Genomic DNA, 17,017 nt, shown 5'->3' on the forward strand with positions numbered 1-17,017 from the left:
GCCCCGCGCCCCCCGGCCCCCCTGCCGCCAGCGCCCCTGGCCGGCCCCGGCGTCGTGGTGCGGGCCCAACCCAGCCCCGGCTACGTCGGCGGCAAGGTCGTCGTCACGTACACCGTGCGCAACGGCCGGAACGCCACCGCCACCGGCCTGCGGCTCCAGCTCGGCCTGCCCGGAACCATCCCGTCCGGCCCGCTCCCCGCAGGCTGCACGGCCGGACTGTGCACGCTGCCCGACCTGGGACCCGGCGCCTCCACCGTCGTACGCGTCGTCCTCTCCCCGGACCGCGCGCTGCGCACGAGCATCACCGCGACGCTCACCACCACCGGCACGGACGCGAACCGGAGCGACAACCGCTCCCGCATCCCGCTGCGCATCCTCCAGCCCCGCATCATCGCGGTGCCCGCCATCGGCAAGCCCGGCTTCGTCACCTCGGTGCGCGGCAAGGACTTCCCGCCCGGCGCGCCCGTGAAGCTCAGCTGGAAGCCGGGGATCACGGCGGCGGCCGCGCCGACCCTGCCGAACCCGGACGGCACGTTCATCGCCCAGCTGCTCATCCTGGCCAAGGACCGGACCGGGCCGCGCGTCATCACGGCCAAGGGCCCCGGCTTCTCCCCGGTCACGACGGACTTCCTCGTGGTGCTCGGCACCATCACCCCGCCGGACGAGGTGATCCGCCGATGATCCACGAAGTCGACGAAGGGCTCCGGCTGTTGCTGGTCGACGCCGGGCTCGAGGAGAGCGGGGTCGACCTGGTCTTCGACGCACCGACGAAGGACTGGTCGGCCCGGCGCAACGCCCCCACCATCAGCGTCTTCCTGCACGGCATCCGCGAGGACGCGGGCAGGCGGCGCACCGGCACGGCCGAGGAGCACGACGAGAGCGGGATGGTCATCGGCTGGCGCACCCCGCCGCGCTGGTTCGAGCTGACCTATCTCGTCACGGCCTGGACCAACCGCCCGCAGGACGAACACCGTCTGCTCTCCGAGGTGTTGCGCTGCCTGATGCGGCACGACACGCTGCCCGCCCCGATGCTCACCGGCAGCCTCGCCGAACTCGCCCTCACCGTGGAACTGGAGGCGGCGGGCCCGCGCACCGACGGACCCTCGGCCTCCGACGTCTGGTCCGCGCTCGGCGGCGAGCTGAAGGCCGCGATCGACCTGCGCGTCCTCGCCCCGCTCGCCGGCGAACGGGCCCCGGCCGGACCGCCGGTCACCGAGGGCCTCGTGATGAAGGCCGCCCCCGCCGTCGACGGCACGGCGGCCGACGACCCGGGCCGCCGCCTGCGGTACGAGGGAGCGGCCGACCTGGACGCGGAAGGGTTCGCCGCGACACGGGAACGGCAGCTGCCGCCCGGCCGGCGCAAGCGGGGGAGTGCCGCGCGATGACGGTGGCGGAGAGCGCGCCCGGCCTCCCCGCGATGGTGGACGTCGAGGTGCTGTGGGAGCGGCTGACCCGCGTCGAGGAGCGTGTCCGGCACGCGGTGGCGGCCCGGCGCGCCACCGACCCGGAGCCGGACGATCCGTACCGGGGGCAGTACCTCACCCCGGACGCGGTGGAACGCGTCCTGGAGTCGCGGGACGCGTTCGCGCCCGTACCTTCGTACGGTGCCGAGCCACCGTCGTACGTCACCGAGCCCGGTTCCCGGCTCGGCCGGCTGGCCCGGAGCTTCGGTCTTGCGGAGCTCGACGTGGAGCTGCTGCTGGTCGCGATGGCGCCGGACATCGACGCCCGGTTCGAGCGCCTCTACGGCTACCTCAACGACGACCTGACCCGCCGCCGCCCCGCCATCGGCCTGGCGCTGGAACTCTGCGGGCTGCCCGCGGCCGGCTCCGGCCGCTTCCGGTTCCAGCCGTCCGCCCCGCTCGTCGCGGGCGGGCTGCTGGAGGTGACGGACCCCGAACGCCCCTTGCTCTCCCGCACGTTGAGAGTCCCCGACCGCATCACCGCTCACCTCCTCGGCGACGACGAGCCGGACGGACGGCTGCGCGGCCTGGCCCAGGTGCCCGCCCCCGGCAGCACCACCCGGAACGGCCGCGTCCACGACGACAGCACCCGGGACGACGACCGGCCCGAGGCCCACCGCATCGCCGCCGCCCTCGCCACGGGCAGCGGCCTGGTGCACCTGCTCGACCGGGGCGGCGACCCCTCCGGCCTGGCCGTCGAGGCGCTCACCGCCGCCGGCCGACGCCCCCTCGTCGTGGACATCGCGGCGCTCGCGGCGGCCGGTGACCGGGCGGCCGAGCTGGTACGGACCCTGGCGGCCGAGGCCCGCCTCACCCACGGCGGCATCGTGCTCGGCCCGCTCGAAGCGCTCGCCCCCGAACGCCCGGAGGGGGCCCGCCTGCTGGCATCCCTCTGTACGGCGGTGAGCGGCACGCCCCTGATCGCGTACGGGAAGAAGAACTGGGACCCGCTCTGGACCCGGGACAGCCCGGTCCCGGTCGCCGTCCTGCCCCCGGGCCCGGCGGGCGCGGCCCGCCGGTGGCGGCAGGCGCTCGCGGAGGCGGCCCGGTCCGTGGGGCTGCCGGACGCACAGGCGCCGGCCGACGACGACCGCCTGATCGAGGCCACCGCCTCCTACCGGCTCGACTCCGACCAGCTGCGGAAGGCCGCCACCGTCGCCTCCCGCCTCGCCGTTCTGGAGGGCCGCCCGGTCCACCCGGACGACCTGCGCACGGCGGTCCGCGCCCAGAACGGCGCCGGTCTCGAACGGCTCGCCCGCCGCATCGAGCCCGCCGTCGGCTGGGACGACCTGGTCCTGCCCCCGGCCACCCGCACCCAACTCACCGAACTCGCCCTCCGGGCCCGCCACCGCGAACAGGTGCTCGGGCAGTGGGGGATGCGGCCGGGCGGCGGCCGGGGGCGCGGGGTCATCGCCCTGTTCGCGGGCGAGTCCGGCACCGGCAAGACCATGTCGGCCGAGGTGGTCGCCCGCGAACTGGGCATGGAGCTCTACGTCGTCGACCTCTCCACGGTGGTGGACAAGTACATCGGCGAGACCGAGAAGAACCTGGAGCGGATCTTCGTCGAGGCCTCCGACGTCAACGGCATCCTGCTCTTCGACGAGGCCGACGCGATCTTCGGCAAGCGGTCGCAGGTCAAGGACGCCCACGACAAGCACGCCAACGTCGAGTCGGCGTACCTCCTCCAGCGCATGGAGTCCTTCGACGGGATCGCCGTGCTCACGACCAACCTCCGGGCCAACCTGGACGAGGCGTTCACCCGCCGCCTGGACGTGATCGCCGAGTTCCCGATACCGGACGCCGAGCAGCGCCTCGCCCTCTGGGACCGCTGCCTCGGCACCTCGATCCCGCGCGATCCGGCGCTGGACCTGGAGTTCTGCGCGGCCCGCTTCGAGCTGGCGGGCGGCTCGATCCGGGCCTGCGCGGTGACCGCCGCCTACCTCGCGGCGGAGTCGCGGGCCCCGCTGACCATGGACCAGCTGGTCACGGCGGTGCTCCAGGAGTACCGCAAGCTGGGGCGGCTGGTGCTGGAGAGCGAGTTCGGGCCGTGGCTGGCGAAGGAGCGGGAGCGCGGGAAGCGGTAGGGCCTTGCGTGGCCTGCAACCACTCTCACCAGCGGCGATGTGTGGGTCGACGCCATCGCCGTACACCGTCCTCCGTTCCTAGTCTCGTCGCATTCGACGCGGTGGGAGAGGACGGACGGATGAGTGTGGACAAGGTGGTCGCCGACCCGGCGGACGCGATCGCGGACGTGCCGGCCGGGGCGTCGCTGGCGGTCGGCGGATTCGGGCTCTGCGGCATCCCCGGCGTGCTGATCCATGCCCTGCTGGAGCGGGGCGCGGGCGGGCTGCGGGTGGTGTCCAACAACTGCGGAGTGGACGACTGGGGCCTCGGCCTGCTGCTGCGGGCGGGGCTGATCTCCCGGATGACCAGCTCGTACGTGGGGGAGAACAAGGAGTTCGCCCGGCAGTACCTCCACGGTGAGCTGGAGGTGGAGCTGGTCCCCCAGGGCACCCTGGCGGAACGGCTGCGGGCCGGCGGCTCGGGCATCCCAGCGTTCTACACCCCGGCCGGTGCGGGCACCTGGATCGAGGAGGGCGGACTGCCCTGGCGGTACGGTGCCGACGGCTCGGTCGCCGTCGCCTCACCGCCCAAGGAGACCCGGGTCTTCGACGGCCGGGACCACCTCCTGGAGGAGGGCATCACCACCGACTTCGCCCTGGTCCGCGCGGCCGTCGGCGACCGGCACGGCAACCTCCGCTTCCACTCCTCCGCCCGCAACTTCAACCCGCTGGCCGCCATGGCCGGACGCGTCACGATCGCGGAGGTGGAGGAGCTGGTCGAGCCCGGCGAACTCGCCCCCGACGACATCCATCTGCCCGGGATCTTCGTCCAGCGGGTCGTCCCGGTCGCCCCCGGTGATCCGCGCGCGGAGAAGCGCGTGGAGCGCCGGACCGTACACATGGAGGCCTGAGATGGCACTGACCCGTGAGCAGCTGGCGGCCCGGGCCGCCCGGGAGCTGGCCGACGGCAGTTACGTCAACCTGGGCATCGGCCTGCCGACCCTGATCCCGAACTTCCTGCCCGAGGGCGTGGAGGTGGTGATCCAGTCGGAGAACGGCCTGCTGGGCGTCGGCCCGTACCCGGAGGAGGGCGACGTCCTGCCCGATCTCATCAACGCGGGCAAGGAGACCGTGACTCTGCTGCCCGGCGGCTCCTGCGTCGACTCCGCGCTCTCCTTCGCGATGATCAGGGGCGGCCACATCGACGTGGCGGTCCTGGGGGCCATGCAGGTCTCCGCCTCCGGGGACCTGGCGAACTGGGTGATCCCGGGCAAGATGGTCAAGGGGATGGGCGGGGCCATGGACCTCGTCCACGGGGCCCGGCACGTCATCGTGGTGATGGAGCACACCGCGCGGGACGGTTCGCCGAAGCTGCTGGCCGAGTGCACGCTGCCGCTCACCGGGCGGGGCGTGGTGCACCAGGTCATCACGGATCTGGCGGTGCTGGACATCACCGCCGAGGGGTTCCTGCTGCGGGAACTGGCGGACGGCGTGACGGTGGACGAGGTCCGGGCGGCCACGGAAGCGGAGCTGACCGTACGGCTGGATTCCGACGCTCCGGCCGTACGCGTGTAGCAGGGGGGCGCGCGCTCCCGCAACGGGTGGCGGCGCCTCGTTCCGGGCCGGGTTGTGGCGCGCACCGCCATTACCCGGCCCCGCGCGCGCTTCCTACGGTGACGGACCTCGGAGGCTCTGCGGGACAGGGCCGCCGGGGCCACGGGATCACGGGCGATCCCGTGCCGCCGCCCACGGGAGGTCACGTTGCCGTACGTCACGCCATCGCACCCGGCACCATCACCAGGCAGGCCGCGACGCGGCGGGCGCTGGAGCCGCACGGTCTCCGCGCTCGCCGCCGCCGTCACGCTCGCCACCGGAGCCGCGCTGCTCAGCCCCGCCACGGAGGCCCGCGCGGCCGCCGCGCCGACCGCCGGGGCCCAGGCCGCAACTGCCGCGCCGGCTGCCGCTCCACGGGCCGCCGCCCTCGAACGGGTCGCCGACTTCGGCGCCAACCCCGGCGCCCTCACCATGTACGTCCACCGCCCCGCCGCCCTCCCCGCCAAGGCCCCCGTCGTCGTCGCCCTGCACGGCTGCACCCAGAGCGCCCAGCTCTACGCCGACAACTCCGGCCTCAACACCTTCGCCGACCGGCACGGCTTCCTGGTCGTCTACGCCGAGACCACCACCGCCAACAACGCCAACAAGTGCTTCAACTGGTTCCAGCCGGGCGACACCCGGCGGGGCCAGGGCGAGGCCGCCTCGATCCGGCAGATGGTCGCCCACGCCACCACCGCGTACGGCACCGACCCGGCCAAGGCCCACGTCACGGGCCTCTCGGCGGGCGGGGCGATGACCTCGGTGATGCTCGCCGCCTACCCGGAGGTGTTTGCCGCGGGCGCGGTGGTCGCCGGAATCCCCTACGGCTGCGGGGTCGACGTGGTCTCGGCGTTCAGCTGCATGAGCCCCGGCGCCGACCGCACCCCCGCCGCCTGGGCGCAGGCCGTACGCGACGCCCACCCCGGGTTCGCCGGACCCTGGCCGAGGGTCGCCATCTGGCACGGGGACAACGACGCGACCGTGGCCCCGAGGAACGCCGACGAGCTCCGCGACCAGTGGACGGCGGTCCACGGCCTCGGCCAGACCCCGTCCCGTACCTCCACGCTCGGCCCCAACAACACCCGCAGGAGCGAGTACGGGCCGACCCCCGGACAGGCGGCCGTCGAGGTCGACAAGGTGCCGGGCATCGGCCATGGCACCCCGGTCGCCCCGGGCAGCGGCCCGCAGCAGTGCGGCGCCACCGGCACCCAGCACTTCATCGCCTCGATCTGCTCCAGCTACTGGATCACCGCCTTCTTCGGGCTGGACGGTACGACGACCGAGCCGCCCACCGAGCCTCCCGTGGACCCGCCCACCGAGCCCGCCGCCTGCTGGACCGCCAGCAACTACGAACACGTACGCGCGGGCCGCGCCACCACCACCGGCGGCTACGCGTACGCGAAGGGCTCCGGCCAGAACCTCGGCCTCTACAACACCTTCGTGACCCACACCCTCAAGGAGTCCCCGGCGGGCCACTACACGATCGCCACCGGCTCCTGCCCCTGACCCGCTCCGACCTCAAGGAGGCCCCCCGTGCCACCCGCCCCCCAGAGACGCCACCGCCACCGCCCCCGCCGATGGCTCCGCCTCGCAGCCCTCGCCGCAGCCGCGCTGACCGCCTGGACGGCCGCCCCGGCCACCGCCGCACCTCCGCTCCCGGACACCGCCAAGGCCGCCGCCCCCTGCTCCCGTACCGACACGCTCAAGGTCCCGGGAGCCGCCCACCAACGGGCCTCCTGCCTCACCGAGTTGACCACCGCCGGAACCGTCGCCTCGGGCCACACCGACCCCGCCGACTGGGCGGGCCTCACCCCGGCCGGACTGGCCACCCCCACAGGCGTCCCCGGCATCCAGATCGACGGCTACTTCCCCGACACCTCCACCACCAACACCAACCACGGCTGGAACTACGACTCCCAGTTCGTCATCCGCCTCCCCGACCGCTGGAACGGCGGCCTGGTCGTCTCGGGCGCGCCGGGCGTACGCGAGCAGTACGCCAACGACCGGGCCTTCGGGGACTGGGCGGTCGCCAACGGCTACGCGTTCGCCGCCACCGACAAGGGCGCGACCGGCGCCGCCTTCCACCGCGACGGCGAGGCCCCCGGCGACGCCCTGGCCGAAGGCAACCACCGGGTCACCCAACTCACCCGGGCCGCCCGCCAGGTCGTCGCCCGCCGCTACCACCGCCCGCCCGCCCGCACCCTGGCGATGGGCATGTCCAACGGCGGCTACCTGGTGCGCTGGCAGCTGGAGAACCACCCCGAGCTGTACGACGGCGGCGTCGACTGGGAAGGCACCCTCTGGCGCACCGAGGGACCGAACCTCCTCACCTTCCTGCCGCCCGCCCTGCTCCACTACCCCTCGTACGCGGCCGGCGGCGCGGGCGCCGAGCAGGCCCACCGGGCGATGAGGGCGGCGGGCTACCCGGTCGGCTCGGAGTTCCTCTGGCCCTTCCACCACCAGCACTACTGGGACCTCACCCAGCGGATCTACCGGGAGGAGCTGGACCCGGGGTTCGACGGGGCGACGGAGGCCGGGACCCCGTTCTGCGCCCCGAAAACCCCGGCCTGCGACGCCGACTACGTCTACGCCGACCGGCCGAAGGAGGTCAGGAAGGCGGTCGCGAAGATTGCCCTCACCGGCAGGATCGGAAAACCGCTGATCAGCTTCCACGGCACCTACGACGTGCTTCTGCCGATCTCCCGCAGCTCGGACGTGTACGCGCAACTGGTGAAGCGGGAGGGCCGGGGCCATCTCCACCGGTACTACCGGGTCGAGGCGGGCACCCATGTGGACTCGCTCGCCGACGCCTTCCCCGGCCGGGTGCGCCCCCTGGTGCCCTGCCACCGCTCGGCGGCCACCGCCCTGGAACGCTGGCTGGACCACGGCGTACGCCCCCCGTCGAGCCGCACGCTGAAGCTGCCGGCCGGGGCGGACGCCGGGAAGCTGCTCACGTACTGCCCGCTGACCGGCTAGACAGTGGTGGCGGCCGCCATACCGGCCGCCTCCACTGTGGCGATCCGGCCCATGGGATGTCCGGCCGGGTATCTCTAGCGTTTCCGGCCATGACGAGCCAATTTCACGCAGCGTCCGGTCCTCCCGCGCAGGGCCCCGGAGCCGTGGACCTCAGCGGGCGCACCGCCCTGGTCACCGGCGGCGGCAGCGGCATCGGACGGGCCACCGCCGAGGCGCTCGCCGCGGCCGGGGCCCTCGTCCACGTCGCCGACCGCGACGCCGACGCCGCCAAGGCCGTCGCCGCCGCGACCGGCGGGGTGGCCCACGTCGTGGACCTCGCCGACGCGGAGGCGGTCGGGGCGCTGCCGAGAGCCGTGGACATCCTGGTCAACAACGCCGGGCTCCAGCACGTGGCGCCCATCGAGGACTTCCCGGCCGACCGGTTCGAGCTGATCCAGAAGGTGATGCTGACCGCCCCGTTCCTCCTGATGCGGCACTGCCTCCCGCACATGTACGCCGGAGGCTGGGGCCGGCTGGTCAACGTGTCCAGCATGCACGGCCTGCGGGCCAGCCCCTTCAAGTCCGCGTACGTCGCCGCCAAGCACGGCCTGGAGGGGCTGAGCAAGGTGGCCGCCCTGGAGGGCGCCCCGCACGGGGTGACGAGCAACTGCGTCAACCCCGGCTACGTACGGACCCCCCTGGTGGAGGGCCAGATCGCCGCCCAGGCCGCCGCGCACGGCATCCCGTCGGACGAGGTCGTCGCCGATGTCCTGCTGGACCGGTCCGCCATCAAGCGGCTGATCGAACCCGAGGAGGTGGCCGCCGTCTGCGTCTGGCTCTGCTCCCCCCACACCTCGTACATCACCGGAGCCTCCCTCCCGGTGGACGGAGGCTGGGGCGCCCGCTGACCGCACGCCCCCACCGGTCTCCGGCCCCACCGAAACCGGTCGAACGACGAGCACCACCCACACCCCTCGCTCCACCCGCTCTACCTCGCATCACCCGCTCCACCCGCACCCCCGTCCCTGCCCCACCTGCCAACGAAACGCGGTGACTCACCATGGGTTCCCCAACCTCCGCCCAGCCCCCCGCCCCGGCCTCGCCCGGCACCAGCCGCATCGGCCGGATCGTCGCGGCCAGCCTCGTCGGCACCACCATCGAGTGGTACGACTTCTTCCTCTACGGCTCCGCCGCCGCGCTCGTCTTCAACACGCTCTTCTTCCCCAGCAGCGACCCGCTCGTCGGCACCCTCCTTGCCTTCCTGACGTACGCGGTCGGCTTCGCCGCCCGGCCGCTCGGCGGCGTCGTCTTCGGCCACTACGGCGACAAGATCGGCCGCAAGAAGCTCCTGGTCATCAGCCTGCTCCTGATGGGCGGCGCCACCTTCGCCATGGGCCTGCTGCCCACCCACGCCGGCATCGGCGTCTGGGCCCCGATCCTGCTCACCGTCCTGCGCCTGGTCCAGGGCTTCGCGCTCGGCGGCGAGTGGGGCGGCGCCGTCCTCCTCGTCTCCGAACACGGCGGCGACAAGCGGCGCGGCTTCTGGGCCTCCTGGCCGCAGGCCGGAGCCCCCGGCGGCAACCTGCTGGCGACCGGTGTCCTGGCGCTGCTCGCCGCCGTCCAGTCCGACGAGGCCTTCCTCGCCTGGGGGTGGCGCATCCCGTTCCTGCTCTCCGGCGTCCTCGTGATGCTCGGCCTGTGGATCCGGATCTCCGTCGAGGAGTCCCCGGTCTTCCTGGAGGCGCAGAAGAAGGCGCAGGAGCAGGCCGCGGCGGGCGTCAAGGAACAGCCCCCGGTCGTCGAGGTGTTCCGCAGGAGCTGGCGCGAGGTGCTCCTCGCCATCGGCACCCGCTTCGGCGAGAACATCTCGTACTACATCCTCACCGCGTTCCTCCTGGTCTACGTGACCGTGCACCTGGAGATGTCCAAGAGCGACGCGCTGAACGCCGTACTGATCGGCTCGGCGGTCCACTTCGTCACCATCCCGCTGTGGGGCGCCCTCTCCGACCGGCTGGGCCGTCGCCCGGTCACCCTCATCGGCGCCCTGGGCATGGCGGTCTGGGCCTTCGGCTTCTTCGCTCTCCTTGACACCAAGTCGTTCCCGGTGATCGTCCTCTCGGTCACCGTCGGCCTGCTGCTGCACGGGGCGATGTACGGGCCGCAGGCGGCCTTCATCTCCGAGATGTTCGACACGAAGGTCCGCTACTCCGGCGCCTCGATGGGCTCCCAGCTCGCCTCGATCATCGGCGGCGCGCTCGCCCCGCTGATCGCGGTCGAGCTGCTCAAGGACTACCGCTCGTCCGTCCCGATCTCGCTCTACCTCTGCTTCGCCGCTCTGGTCACTGCGGTGACGGTGTGGATCGCGAAGGAGACCCGGGGCCGCGACCTGGCCAAGGACGGCCTGGCGGACTCGGTCCCGGCCGCGCCGGCCGCCACCACCCGCAAGGACTCGGTCAGCCTCGGCGGCTGACCATCCGACCTCCCTCTCCCGCGCGCCCGGCCCCACGGAGCGCGCGGGAGAGACCATTCCTCCGGGAGGCGATCACCGTATGCTCACCGGCGTGACAGCCCCCGGCCCCCAGCACTCTGCAGTGGCCCTGCGCCACCTTCTCGACCTGCTGGCCCAGGGCGCGGCGGCCGAGGAGTTCGACCGGCTCGCCGCCACCGCCCGGGAGGCGGGCGCCCCCGCCGGCGAACTGGCCGGGATCGCGGAGGCCACCACCGTGGCGCTGCGCATCCGGCGCACCCTCAGCCAGCACCGGGTCCGCGAGGCCCAGCTCACCGCCCTCTTCGACACGGCCAGCGACCTCGCGGCCCTGCGCGACCTGGACGCCGTCCTGCGGGCCATCGTCCACCGGGCCAAACTGCTGCTCGGCACCGATGTCACCTACCTCTCGCTCAACGACGACGCGGCGGGCGACACCTATATGCGGGTCACCGACGGCTCGGTGGCCGAGGCGTTCCAGCGGGTCCGGCTCGGCATGGGCGAGGGGCTCGGCGGACTCGTGGCCCAGACGGCCCGCCCGTACGCGACCGGCGACTACGCGGCCGACACCCGCTTCCACCACACCACCACCATCGACAGCGCCGTCCTGGACGAGGGCCTCCGCGCGATCCTCGGCGTACCGCTGCGCCTGGGCAGCCGCATCATCGGAGTCCTGTACGCCGCCGACCGCGCACCCCGCGAGTTCACCGCCGGGGAGGTGGCGCTGCTCTCCTCGCTGGCCGACCACGCGGCCATCGCCATCGACGGGGCCCGGCTGCTGGAGGAGACCCGGGCCGCGCTCGTCGACCTCAACGCCGCCTCCGAGACCATCCGGACGCACAGCGAGGCGATGCGCCGGGCCGAGGAGGCCCACGACCAGCTCACCGACCTCGTGCTGCGCGGCGGCGGCGCGGACGACGTGGCCGCCGCCCTCGCCGACGTCCTGGACGGCGGGATCCTCATCCATGACGCGGACGGCGCCGAACTCGCCCGCGCCCGCACTGGACCACACCCCCCGCCCACCCCGGCGGTCGCCGCCTCCCGGGCGCGTGGCCGCGCCGTGCCGCTCAACGGCACCTGGGTCTGCGCGGTCCTCGCCGGACCCGAACTCCTCGGCTCCATCGCGCTGACCGGCCGGGCGGGCCTCGCGGACGCCGACCGCCTGCTCTTCGAACGGGCCAGCGTGGTGACAGCCCTGCTCATGCTGCTGCGCCGCTCGGTCGCCGAGACGGAGGACCGGGTACGGGGTGAGCTGCTCGGCGACCTGCTCTCCCGCACCGGCGACCCGGGCACCCTGACGGCCAGGGCCCGCCGCCTCGGCGTCGACCTGGGCCGCCTGCACAGCGTGTTCGTGGCCCACAGCGACGCGGCCCCCCGCCACCGCCTGCTGGCCGCCGCCGCACGGTGCGCCCAGACCCGCAACGGTCTGGCCGGCCTCCACCACGACCACGTCGTCCTGGTCGCCCCCTCCGACACCCCGGGCCCCGACGCCCAGGCACTCGCCGCCGAACTGGGCCAGGCGGCCGGCTGCCCCGTCACCGTCGGCGCGGCAGGCCCCGCCACCGGCCCGGCCGAACTCCCCGACACCCACAGCGAGGCGGACCGCTGCCTCTCCGCCCTGCGCACACTCGGCCACACGGGGAGCGGCGGCGCCACGGCGGACCTGGGGTTCATCGGCGTACTCCTGGGCGACCAGGCCGACCTGGGCGGTTACGTACGCAGGACACTCGGCCCGGTCCTGGACTACGACACGGCGCGCTCCACGGACCTGGTCACCACCCTGGACGCGTACTTCGCCCAGGGAGCGAGCCTCACCCGCACCAAGACCCTGCTCCACGTCCACGTGAACACGGTGGTGCAGCGCCTCGAACGCATCGGCCGTCTCCTCGGCCCGGACTGGAACGAGCCGCCGCGCGCGCTGGAGATCCAACTGGCGCTGCGCCTGCACCGGCTGACGCGGGGTGGATAGAGGCCCGGGGACGGCAGAGGACCGATACGGGCAAGGGGCATCGCGCGGACGGAGACGACCGGTGTGAGGCACCATGGCCTGACAACATCTCGGACGGGTCTCGGGGCGGGGGCTGGATGGCGGCGCGGACACCTTCACGCCAGGAACTGATCAGGCGGCGCCGCAGCGGCGGGTTCGTCGGCCGACAGGACCAGATCGCGACCTTCAGAGACTGCATGAGAGGGGCCCCGGAGGACGCGGCGCAGTTCCTCTTCCACATCCGTGGCCCGGCCGGCGTCGGAAAATCCACCCTGGCCCGCCGCCTGGAGGGCATGGCCCGCGAGGAGCGGGCGGTCACCGCCTACGTCGACGAGGCCGCGACCGACGCGGTGGAGGCGATGGAGACGATCAGCGCCCAGTTCGCCCAGCAAGGAGCGGCGCTGAAGGCTTTCGACAAGCTGCTCGCCACCTACCGGCAGCGACGGCACGAGGCCGACGCCGGTGCCGCCGCTCTCAGCGCCGGGCCAGGGGCTGACCCGACGTCGGACGGGACACCCGGAGCGGGCCGCGACGGAGGAGGGCCGGGTCCGTCACCGTCCCCGTCGCCCTCCCCGTCCAGCGTGGTCGCCTCGCAGATCGGCCTGGTGGGACTCGGGATGATCCCCGGCGTCGGCGCCTTCACCGGTGCGGTCGACCCTGGCCACCTGGCGGCCGGAGCGGACCGGGTCAAAGCTCTGCTCAGCGCCAGGCTGCGCAACCACGATGACGTCCGACTGGTGCTCTCCCCGCTCCAGTCCCTGGTTCCGGTCTTCCTCACGGAACTGGCCGAGGTCGCACGGCGCCACCCCTGGCTCGTCCTGTTCTTCGACACCTACGAGCGCTCCGGCCCGCAACTGGACGCCTGGCTCCGGGACATTCTGGTGAGCGACCGGTACGGGGAAATGCCGGCCAATGTGCTGGTGGTTCTGGCCGGCCAGCCGCGGCTGGCCACGCGCACGTGGGAGGACTGGCTCGACGTCGTCACCGACTGGCCGCTGGAGGTGTTCACCGATGCCGAGGCCCGTCAGCTCCTGACGGCGAAGGGCGTGACCGACGAGCGTGTCGTCGATGTGATCCTCACCCTGTCCGAACGGCTGCCGGTCCTCGTCTCGACGCTCGCCGAGGCCCGGCCCGCCGGCGTGTCCGACATCGGAGACCCCAGCGGAACCGCGGTCGAACGCTTCCTCAAGTGGGAGACGGATTCCGTCCGCCGGGCCGCCGCCCTGTCCTGCGCCCTTCCGCAGGAACTGGACGAGGACGTGTACCGCGCCGCGGTCGATGCGGAGGCGTCCGAACTGTTCGGATGGCTGAGGGCGTTGCCCTTCGTCACCGACCATGCGGGCCACTGCCGCTACCACGACGTCGTACGCAACGCCATGCTGCGCCTCCAGCGTCAGCAGTCACCGGCACGCTGGCAGCAGCAGCACACCCGCCTCGCCGACGCCTTCCGGGACAGGCGTACCCAGGTCGAGGAAGGCACGGCCCCTCCCGAAGGCTGGTGGGGCGACGACCGCTGGCGCGCCGCCCGCCTTCAGGAGACCTACCACCGGCTCTGCGCCGGCCCCCACGCCGCTCTGCCCGACGCCCTGCGGGAACTGCTGGACGCCTACGACCACGGGGGCGGCACGCTGCGCCGGTGGATCCAGACACTCTCCCGCGCCGGACGCGACAGCGGCGCGCCCGCCATCGACAGCTGGGGCCGGCGGCTGCTGGCGGCAGTGGAGGAGAGGCACACCGCTATGGGGGTGCTGACCGTCCTCCTCACGCACGGCGGGCTCGATCCCCAGGGCAGGTCCCTTGCCCACACCCTGCGCGGCCGGGACCACCGGAACGCCGGCCGGTACGACGAAGCGGTGGAGGACTACTCCCAGGCCATCGCCCTGGTACCCGACGCCGGACGGGCCCGCTACGGCCGTGGCTGGACCCTCAGCCTCCAGGGGCAGTATGGAGAAGCCCTTGCGGACCTCGACCGTGCCGTCGAGCTGAGCCCGGGCGAAGCCGACACCTTCGTAGCCCGGGGTCTCACGTTGTTCGGCCTGAGGCGGGATGAGGAGGCTGTTGCCGACTACGACCGTGCAATCGAGCTCGACCCGGGCGACTTGCTGACCTTCGGCTTCCGTGGCCGTGCACTCCTGCGGCTGGAAAGACACGACGACGCTCTCGCGAGCTGCGGGCACGCCCTTGAAGGGGATCCCAAGTGTGCCTACGTCCTGGCCGTACGGGGCGACATCCTCCAGGATGTGGGGCGTTCTGATGAGGCTCTGGCTGATTACGGCCGTGCCATCGAGCTCGACCCTCGCGGGAGCTATTGCCTGTCCGGCCGTGCGGAGATTCTCCGTGAGGTGGGGCGTTTCGATGAGGCTCTGGCTGATTACGGCCGTGCCATCGAGCTCGACCCTCGCGGGAGCTATTACCTGTCCGGCCGTGCGGAGATTCTCCGTGAGGTGGGGCGTTTCGATGAGGCCCTGGTTGACTATGGCCGCGCCATCGAGCTCGACCCGAAACCGAGTTTTGTTCTGACGCGCCGCGCGAAAGTCCTCCAGGCAACCGACCGGTACACAGAAGCCTTCGCAGACTTGGACCGCGCCGTCCACGCGGATCCCAGCGACATGTTGGCTCTTGTGCTCCATGCCCGGGCATTGCAGGGCATGGGACGGTACGCCGAAGCCCTCGCCCAGCTCGACCGGGCCCGCGAAATCGACCCGTCCAGTGCCCTCGCGCTCTCCCTACGCGGCAAACTCCATCGCTTGACAGAGCGGTACGCCAACTCGCTTCTCGACCTGGACCGGGCCATCGAGCTGAGTCCGGATGACACGTTCGCGTTGAATGAGCACGCGCTCTCCTGCCATATGACAGGGCGGTACGAGGACGCCGTGAGCGACCTGGACCGCGTGATCGAGATCCGGCCGGACAACTCGTGGGCCCACTACGAGATGGCCATCGTCCTCCGCGTTCTAGGACGGCCCGGGCATGAGCGCTTCCTGTACCGTGCCGCAGAGCTTCTTGCCGCCGAGAGCGACGAGGACGGACAGGACACCGTCTCCGTCGCGCGTGTGGGAAACCGCTTCCTCGTCCAGTTCGCCCTGGGCCACCAGAGTGAGCTGTCGGCCCTCTTCGAGGAATTCCTGCGGATCTGCTCCACACGAGGCCAGATCGACGAACTGCTCGCGGACCTGTCCGCCCTGCTCGACGCCCTGCACTCGGAGGGGGATCGTGCACTTCCCTTCGTCCACCGGCTCCGGGAGGCGCGTACGTCGGTCTCGCCGACGGCCTACTGAGCCGGCGGAACGACGCCGGGCCTTACCGTCGGCCGGACCGCCACGCCCCCCAAGGACGACGTCCCCACGGTTGAAGTCCCGCAACCTCGGCCATGCCGGACTTCGCCTGATCACCTGCGGTCCGGGGCCGATGACTCAGCGGGCTGTTGCTCAGCGCTGCTGGTCGAGGGGAAGGGCGAGGTCGGTCACCTGCCGGCGCTGCGGGAACGCACCGAGATCGCGGGCGGCCCCGGTGAGCACGTCGACCGCGTACAGGCGGGCGGCACCGGCGGTGTTCAGGGCGGCGAAGCCCTGGTTGGTGCCGTACTCGGGCGAGAAGTAGATGTCGAAGCCGGCGTCCGGGCCCGCGTTCACGCCGAGGTTCCCGGTCGGGGCGAGGGTGCCGGCGTTGGCGGGTGACTGGAGGGAGACGCGGTCGGCGAGGGTGTCGATGTCGAACAGGGTCGTCGCGGTGGCGGCGTCGAGGTCGTTGTTGGTGTACGCGGCTCCGGTCACGCCCATGGCGGTGGAGGGCGGCATGGTGGGGTTGGTGAGGGTGCCGTCGGCGGTGGTGCCCAGGGGAGCGGCGCCGTCGTCGATGTTGTGCCGCAGGTTCTGCCCGGTGTTGCTGATGACGCGCAGCCGGTTGGCGGCAGGGTTGAAGTCGACGCCGAACATGGTCCGCCGGGACGCCTACGACCGAGCCGGCGGCTGGCCCGGCGACTTCTTCCTCTTCCACGAAGGCGTCGAACTGGCCTGGCGGCTGTGGGACCTGGGGCGCACCGGCCGGTACGTGCCCGACATCGTCGTCCACCACCCCGCCACGAACCCGGCCCGTCACGACACCTTCTACCGGCTCGACGCCCGCAACCGCGTCTGGGTCGCCCGCCGCAACCTGCCCCGGCTCCTCGTCCCCGTCAACCTCGCCACCTGGCGCCTGATCACCCTCTGGCGCATCCGCGACCGTAAGGCCCTCCGCGTCACGCTCGCAGGGTTCCGCGAAGGGCTCTCCGGTGGACAGGGCCGGAGGCGGCCCATGTCCTGGCGAACCGTGCTCCGGCTCACGACGGCCGGGCGACCGCCCATCTTCTGACGCTCCCGCACCGGCCGGCCCCCTGCACGAACTTCTCGGCGGTCCAGGCCGGCTGAGGGGCCGGTGAATTGGTCAGGTCCGCCGCGAGGGCGCTGGGTGCCGTCGAACGCAGAACCATGTA

At 72.8% G+C, this 17,017-nt stretch carries 10 protein-coding genes and 3 pseudogenes; 12 read left to right on the plus strand and 1 reads right to left on the minus strand.

The window, feature by feature from the left end:
* The 11 genes and pseudogenes from IF17_RS0131195 to IF17_RS0131245 all read left to right on the plus strand — a co-directional run.
* Window positions 1-681 (plus strand): annotated as a pseudogene (locus tag IF17_RS0131195) (hypothetical protein); the annotation flags it as partial.
* The gene (locus IF17_RS0131200) at window positions 678-1,385 is read left to right on the plus strand and encodes a Pvc16 family protein (RefSeq protein ID WP_030573221.1); all 708 of its coding nucleotides are present in this window, start codon (window positions 678-680) and stop codon (window positions 1,383-1,385) included. The pseudogene IF17_RS0131195 and the gene IF17_RS0131200, both read left to right, overlap by 4 nt.
* Window positions 1,382-3,547: an ATP-binding protein gene (locus tag IF17_RS0131205; RefSeq protein ID WP_030573223.1), complete on the plus strand. Its 2,166-nt coding sequence runs from the start codon at window positions 1,382-1,384 to the stop codon at window positions 3,545-3,547. Before IF17_RS0131200 ends, IF17_RS0131205 begins: the two co-directional genes overlap by 4 nt.
* 119 nt (window positions 3,548-3,666) lie before the next feature.
* Window positions 3,667-4,437, plus strand: a complete 771-nt coding sequence (locus tag IF17_RS0131210) for a CoA transferase subunit A (RefSeq protein WP_030573225.1) — start codon at window positions 3,667-3,669, stop codon at window positions 4,435-4,437.
* A gap of 1 nt (window position 4,438) precedes the next feature.
* Complete coding sequence (locus IF17_RS0131215) at window positions 4,439-5,101, plus strand: 3-oxoacid CoA-transferase subunit B (RefSeq protein ID WP_030573227.1); 663 nt, start codon at window positions 4,439-4,441, stop codon at window positions 5,099-5,101.
* Window positions 5,102-5,287: 186 nt separating this feature from the next.
* The gene (locus IF17_RS0131220) at window positions 5,288-6,625 is read left to right on the plus strand and encodes an extracellular catalytic domain type 1 short-chain-length polyhydroxyalkanoate depolymerase (RefSeq protein WP_030573229.1); all 1,338 of its coding nucleotides are present in this window, start codon (window positions 5,288-5,290) and stop codon (window positions 6,623-6,625) included.
* 27 nt (window positions 6,626-6,652) lie between these two features.
* Window positions 6,653-8,095 carry a 3-hydroxybutyrate oligomer hydrolase family protein gene (locus IF17_RS0131225; protein WP_030573231.1) on the plus strand — a complete coding sequence of 481 codons (1,443 nt, stop codon included), beginning with the start codon at window positions 6,653-6,655 and terminating at the stop codon, window positions 8,093-8,095.
* A gap of 89 nt (window positions 8,096-8,184) precedes the next feature.
* Complete coding sequence (locus IF17_RS0131230; RefSeq protein WP_051104567.1) at window positions 8,185-8,982, plus strand: 3-hydroxybutyrate dehydrogenase; 798 nt, start codon at window positions 8,185-8,187, stop codon at window positions 8,980-8,982.
* 152 nt (window positions 8,983-9,134) lie between these two features.
* On the plus strand, window positions 9,135-10,544 hold the full coding sequence (locus IF17_RS0131235; RefSeq protein ID WP_030573233.1) for an MFS transporter: 1,410 nt from the start codon (window positions 9,135-9,137) through the stop codon (window positions 10,542-10,544).
* A 79-nt stretch (window positions 10,545-10,623) separates the two neighbouring features.
* Entirely contained in the window at window positions 10,624-12,528 is a 1,905-nt protein-coding gene (locus tag IF17_RS0131240) for a helix-turn-helix domain-containing protein (protein ID WP_030573235.1), read from the plus strand.
* A gap of 215 nt (window positions 12,529-12,743) precedes the next feature.
* On the plus strand, window positions 12,744-15,824 hold the full coding sequence (locus IF17_RS0131245) for a tetratricopeptide repeat protein (protein WP_157851188.1): 3,081 nt from the start codon (window positions 12,744-12,746) through the stop codon (window positions 15,822-15,824).
* A gap of 150 nt (window positions 15,825-15,974) precedes the next feature.
* Here the strand turns inward: IF17_RS0131245 and IF17_RS0131250 are convergent.
* Window positions 15,975-16,478 (minus strand): annotated as a pseudogene (locus IF17_RS0131250) (DUF4394 domain-containing protein); the annotation flags it as partial.
* On the opposite strand from IF17_RS0131250, the pseudogene IF17_RS0131255 reads away from it, so the two are divergent.
* Window positions 16,477-16,896 (plus strand): annotated as a pseudogene (locus IF17_RS0131255) (glycosyltransferase family 2 protein); the annotation flags it as partial. The pseudogenes IF17_RS0131250 and IF17_RS0131255 overlap by 2 nt on opposite strands.
* Window positions 16,897-17,017 lie beyond the last annotated feature (121 nt).

Source organism: Streptomyces cyaneofuscatus (genome assembly GCF_000718135.1).
GTDB lineage: Bacteria > Actinomycetota > Actinomycetes > Streptomycetales > Streptomycetaceae > Streptomyces > Streptomyces cyaneofuscatus.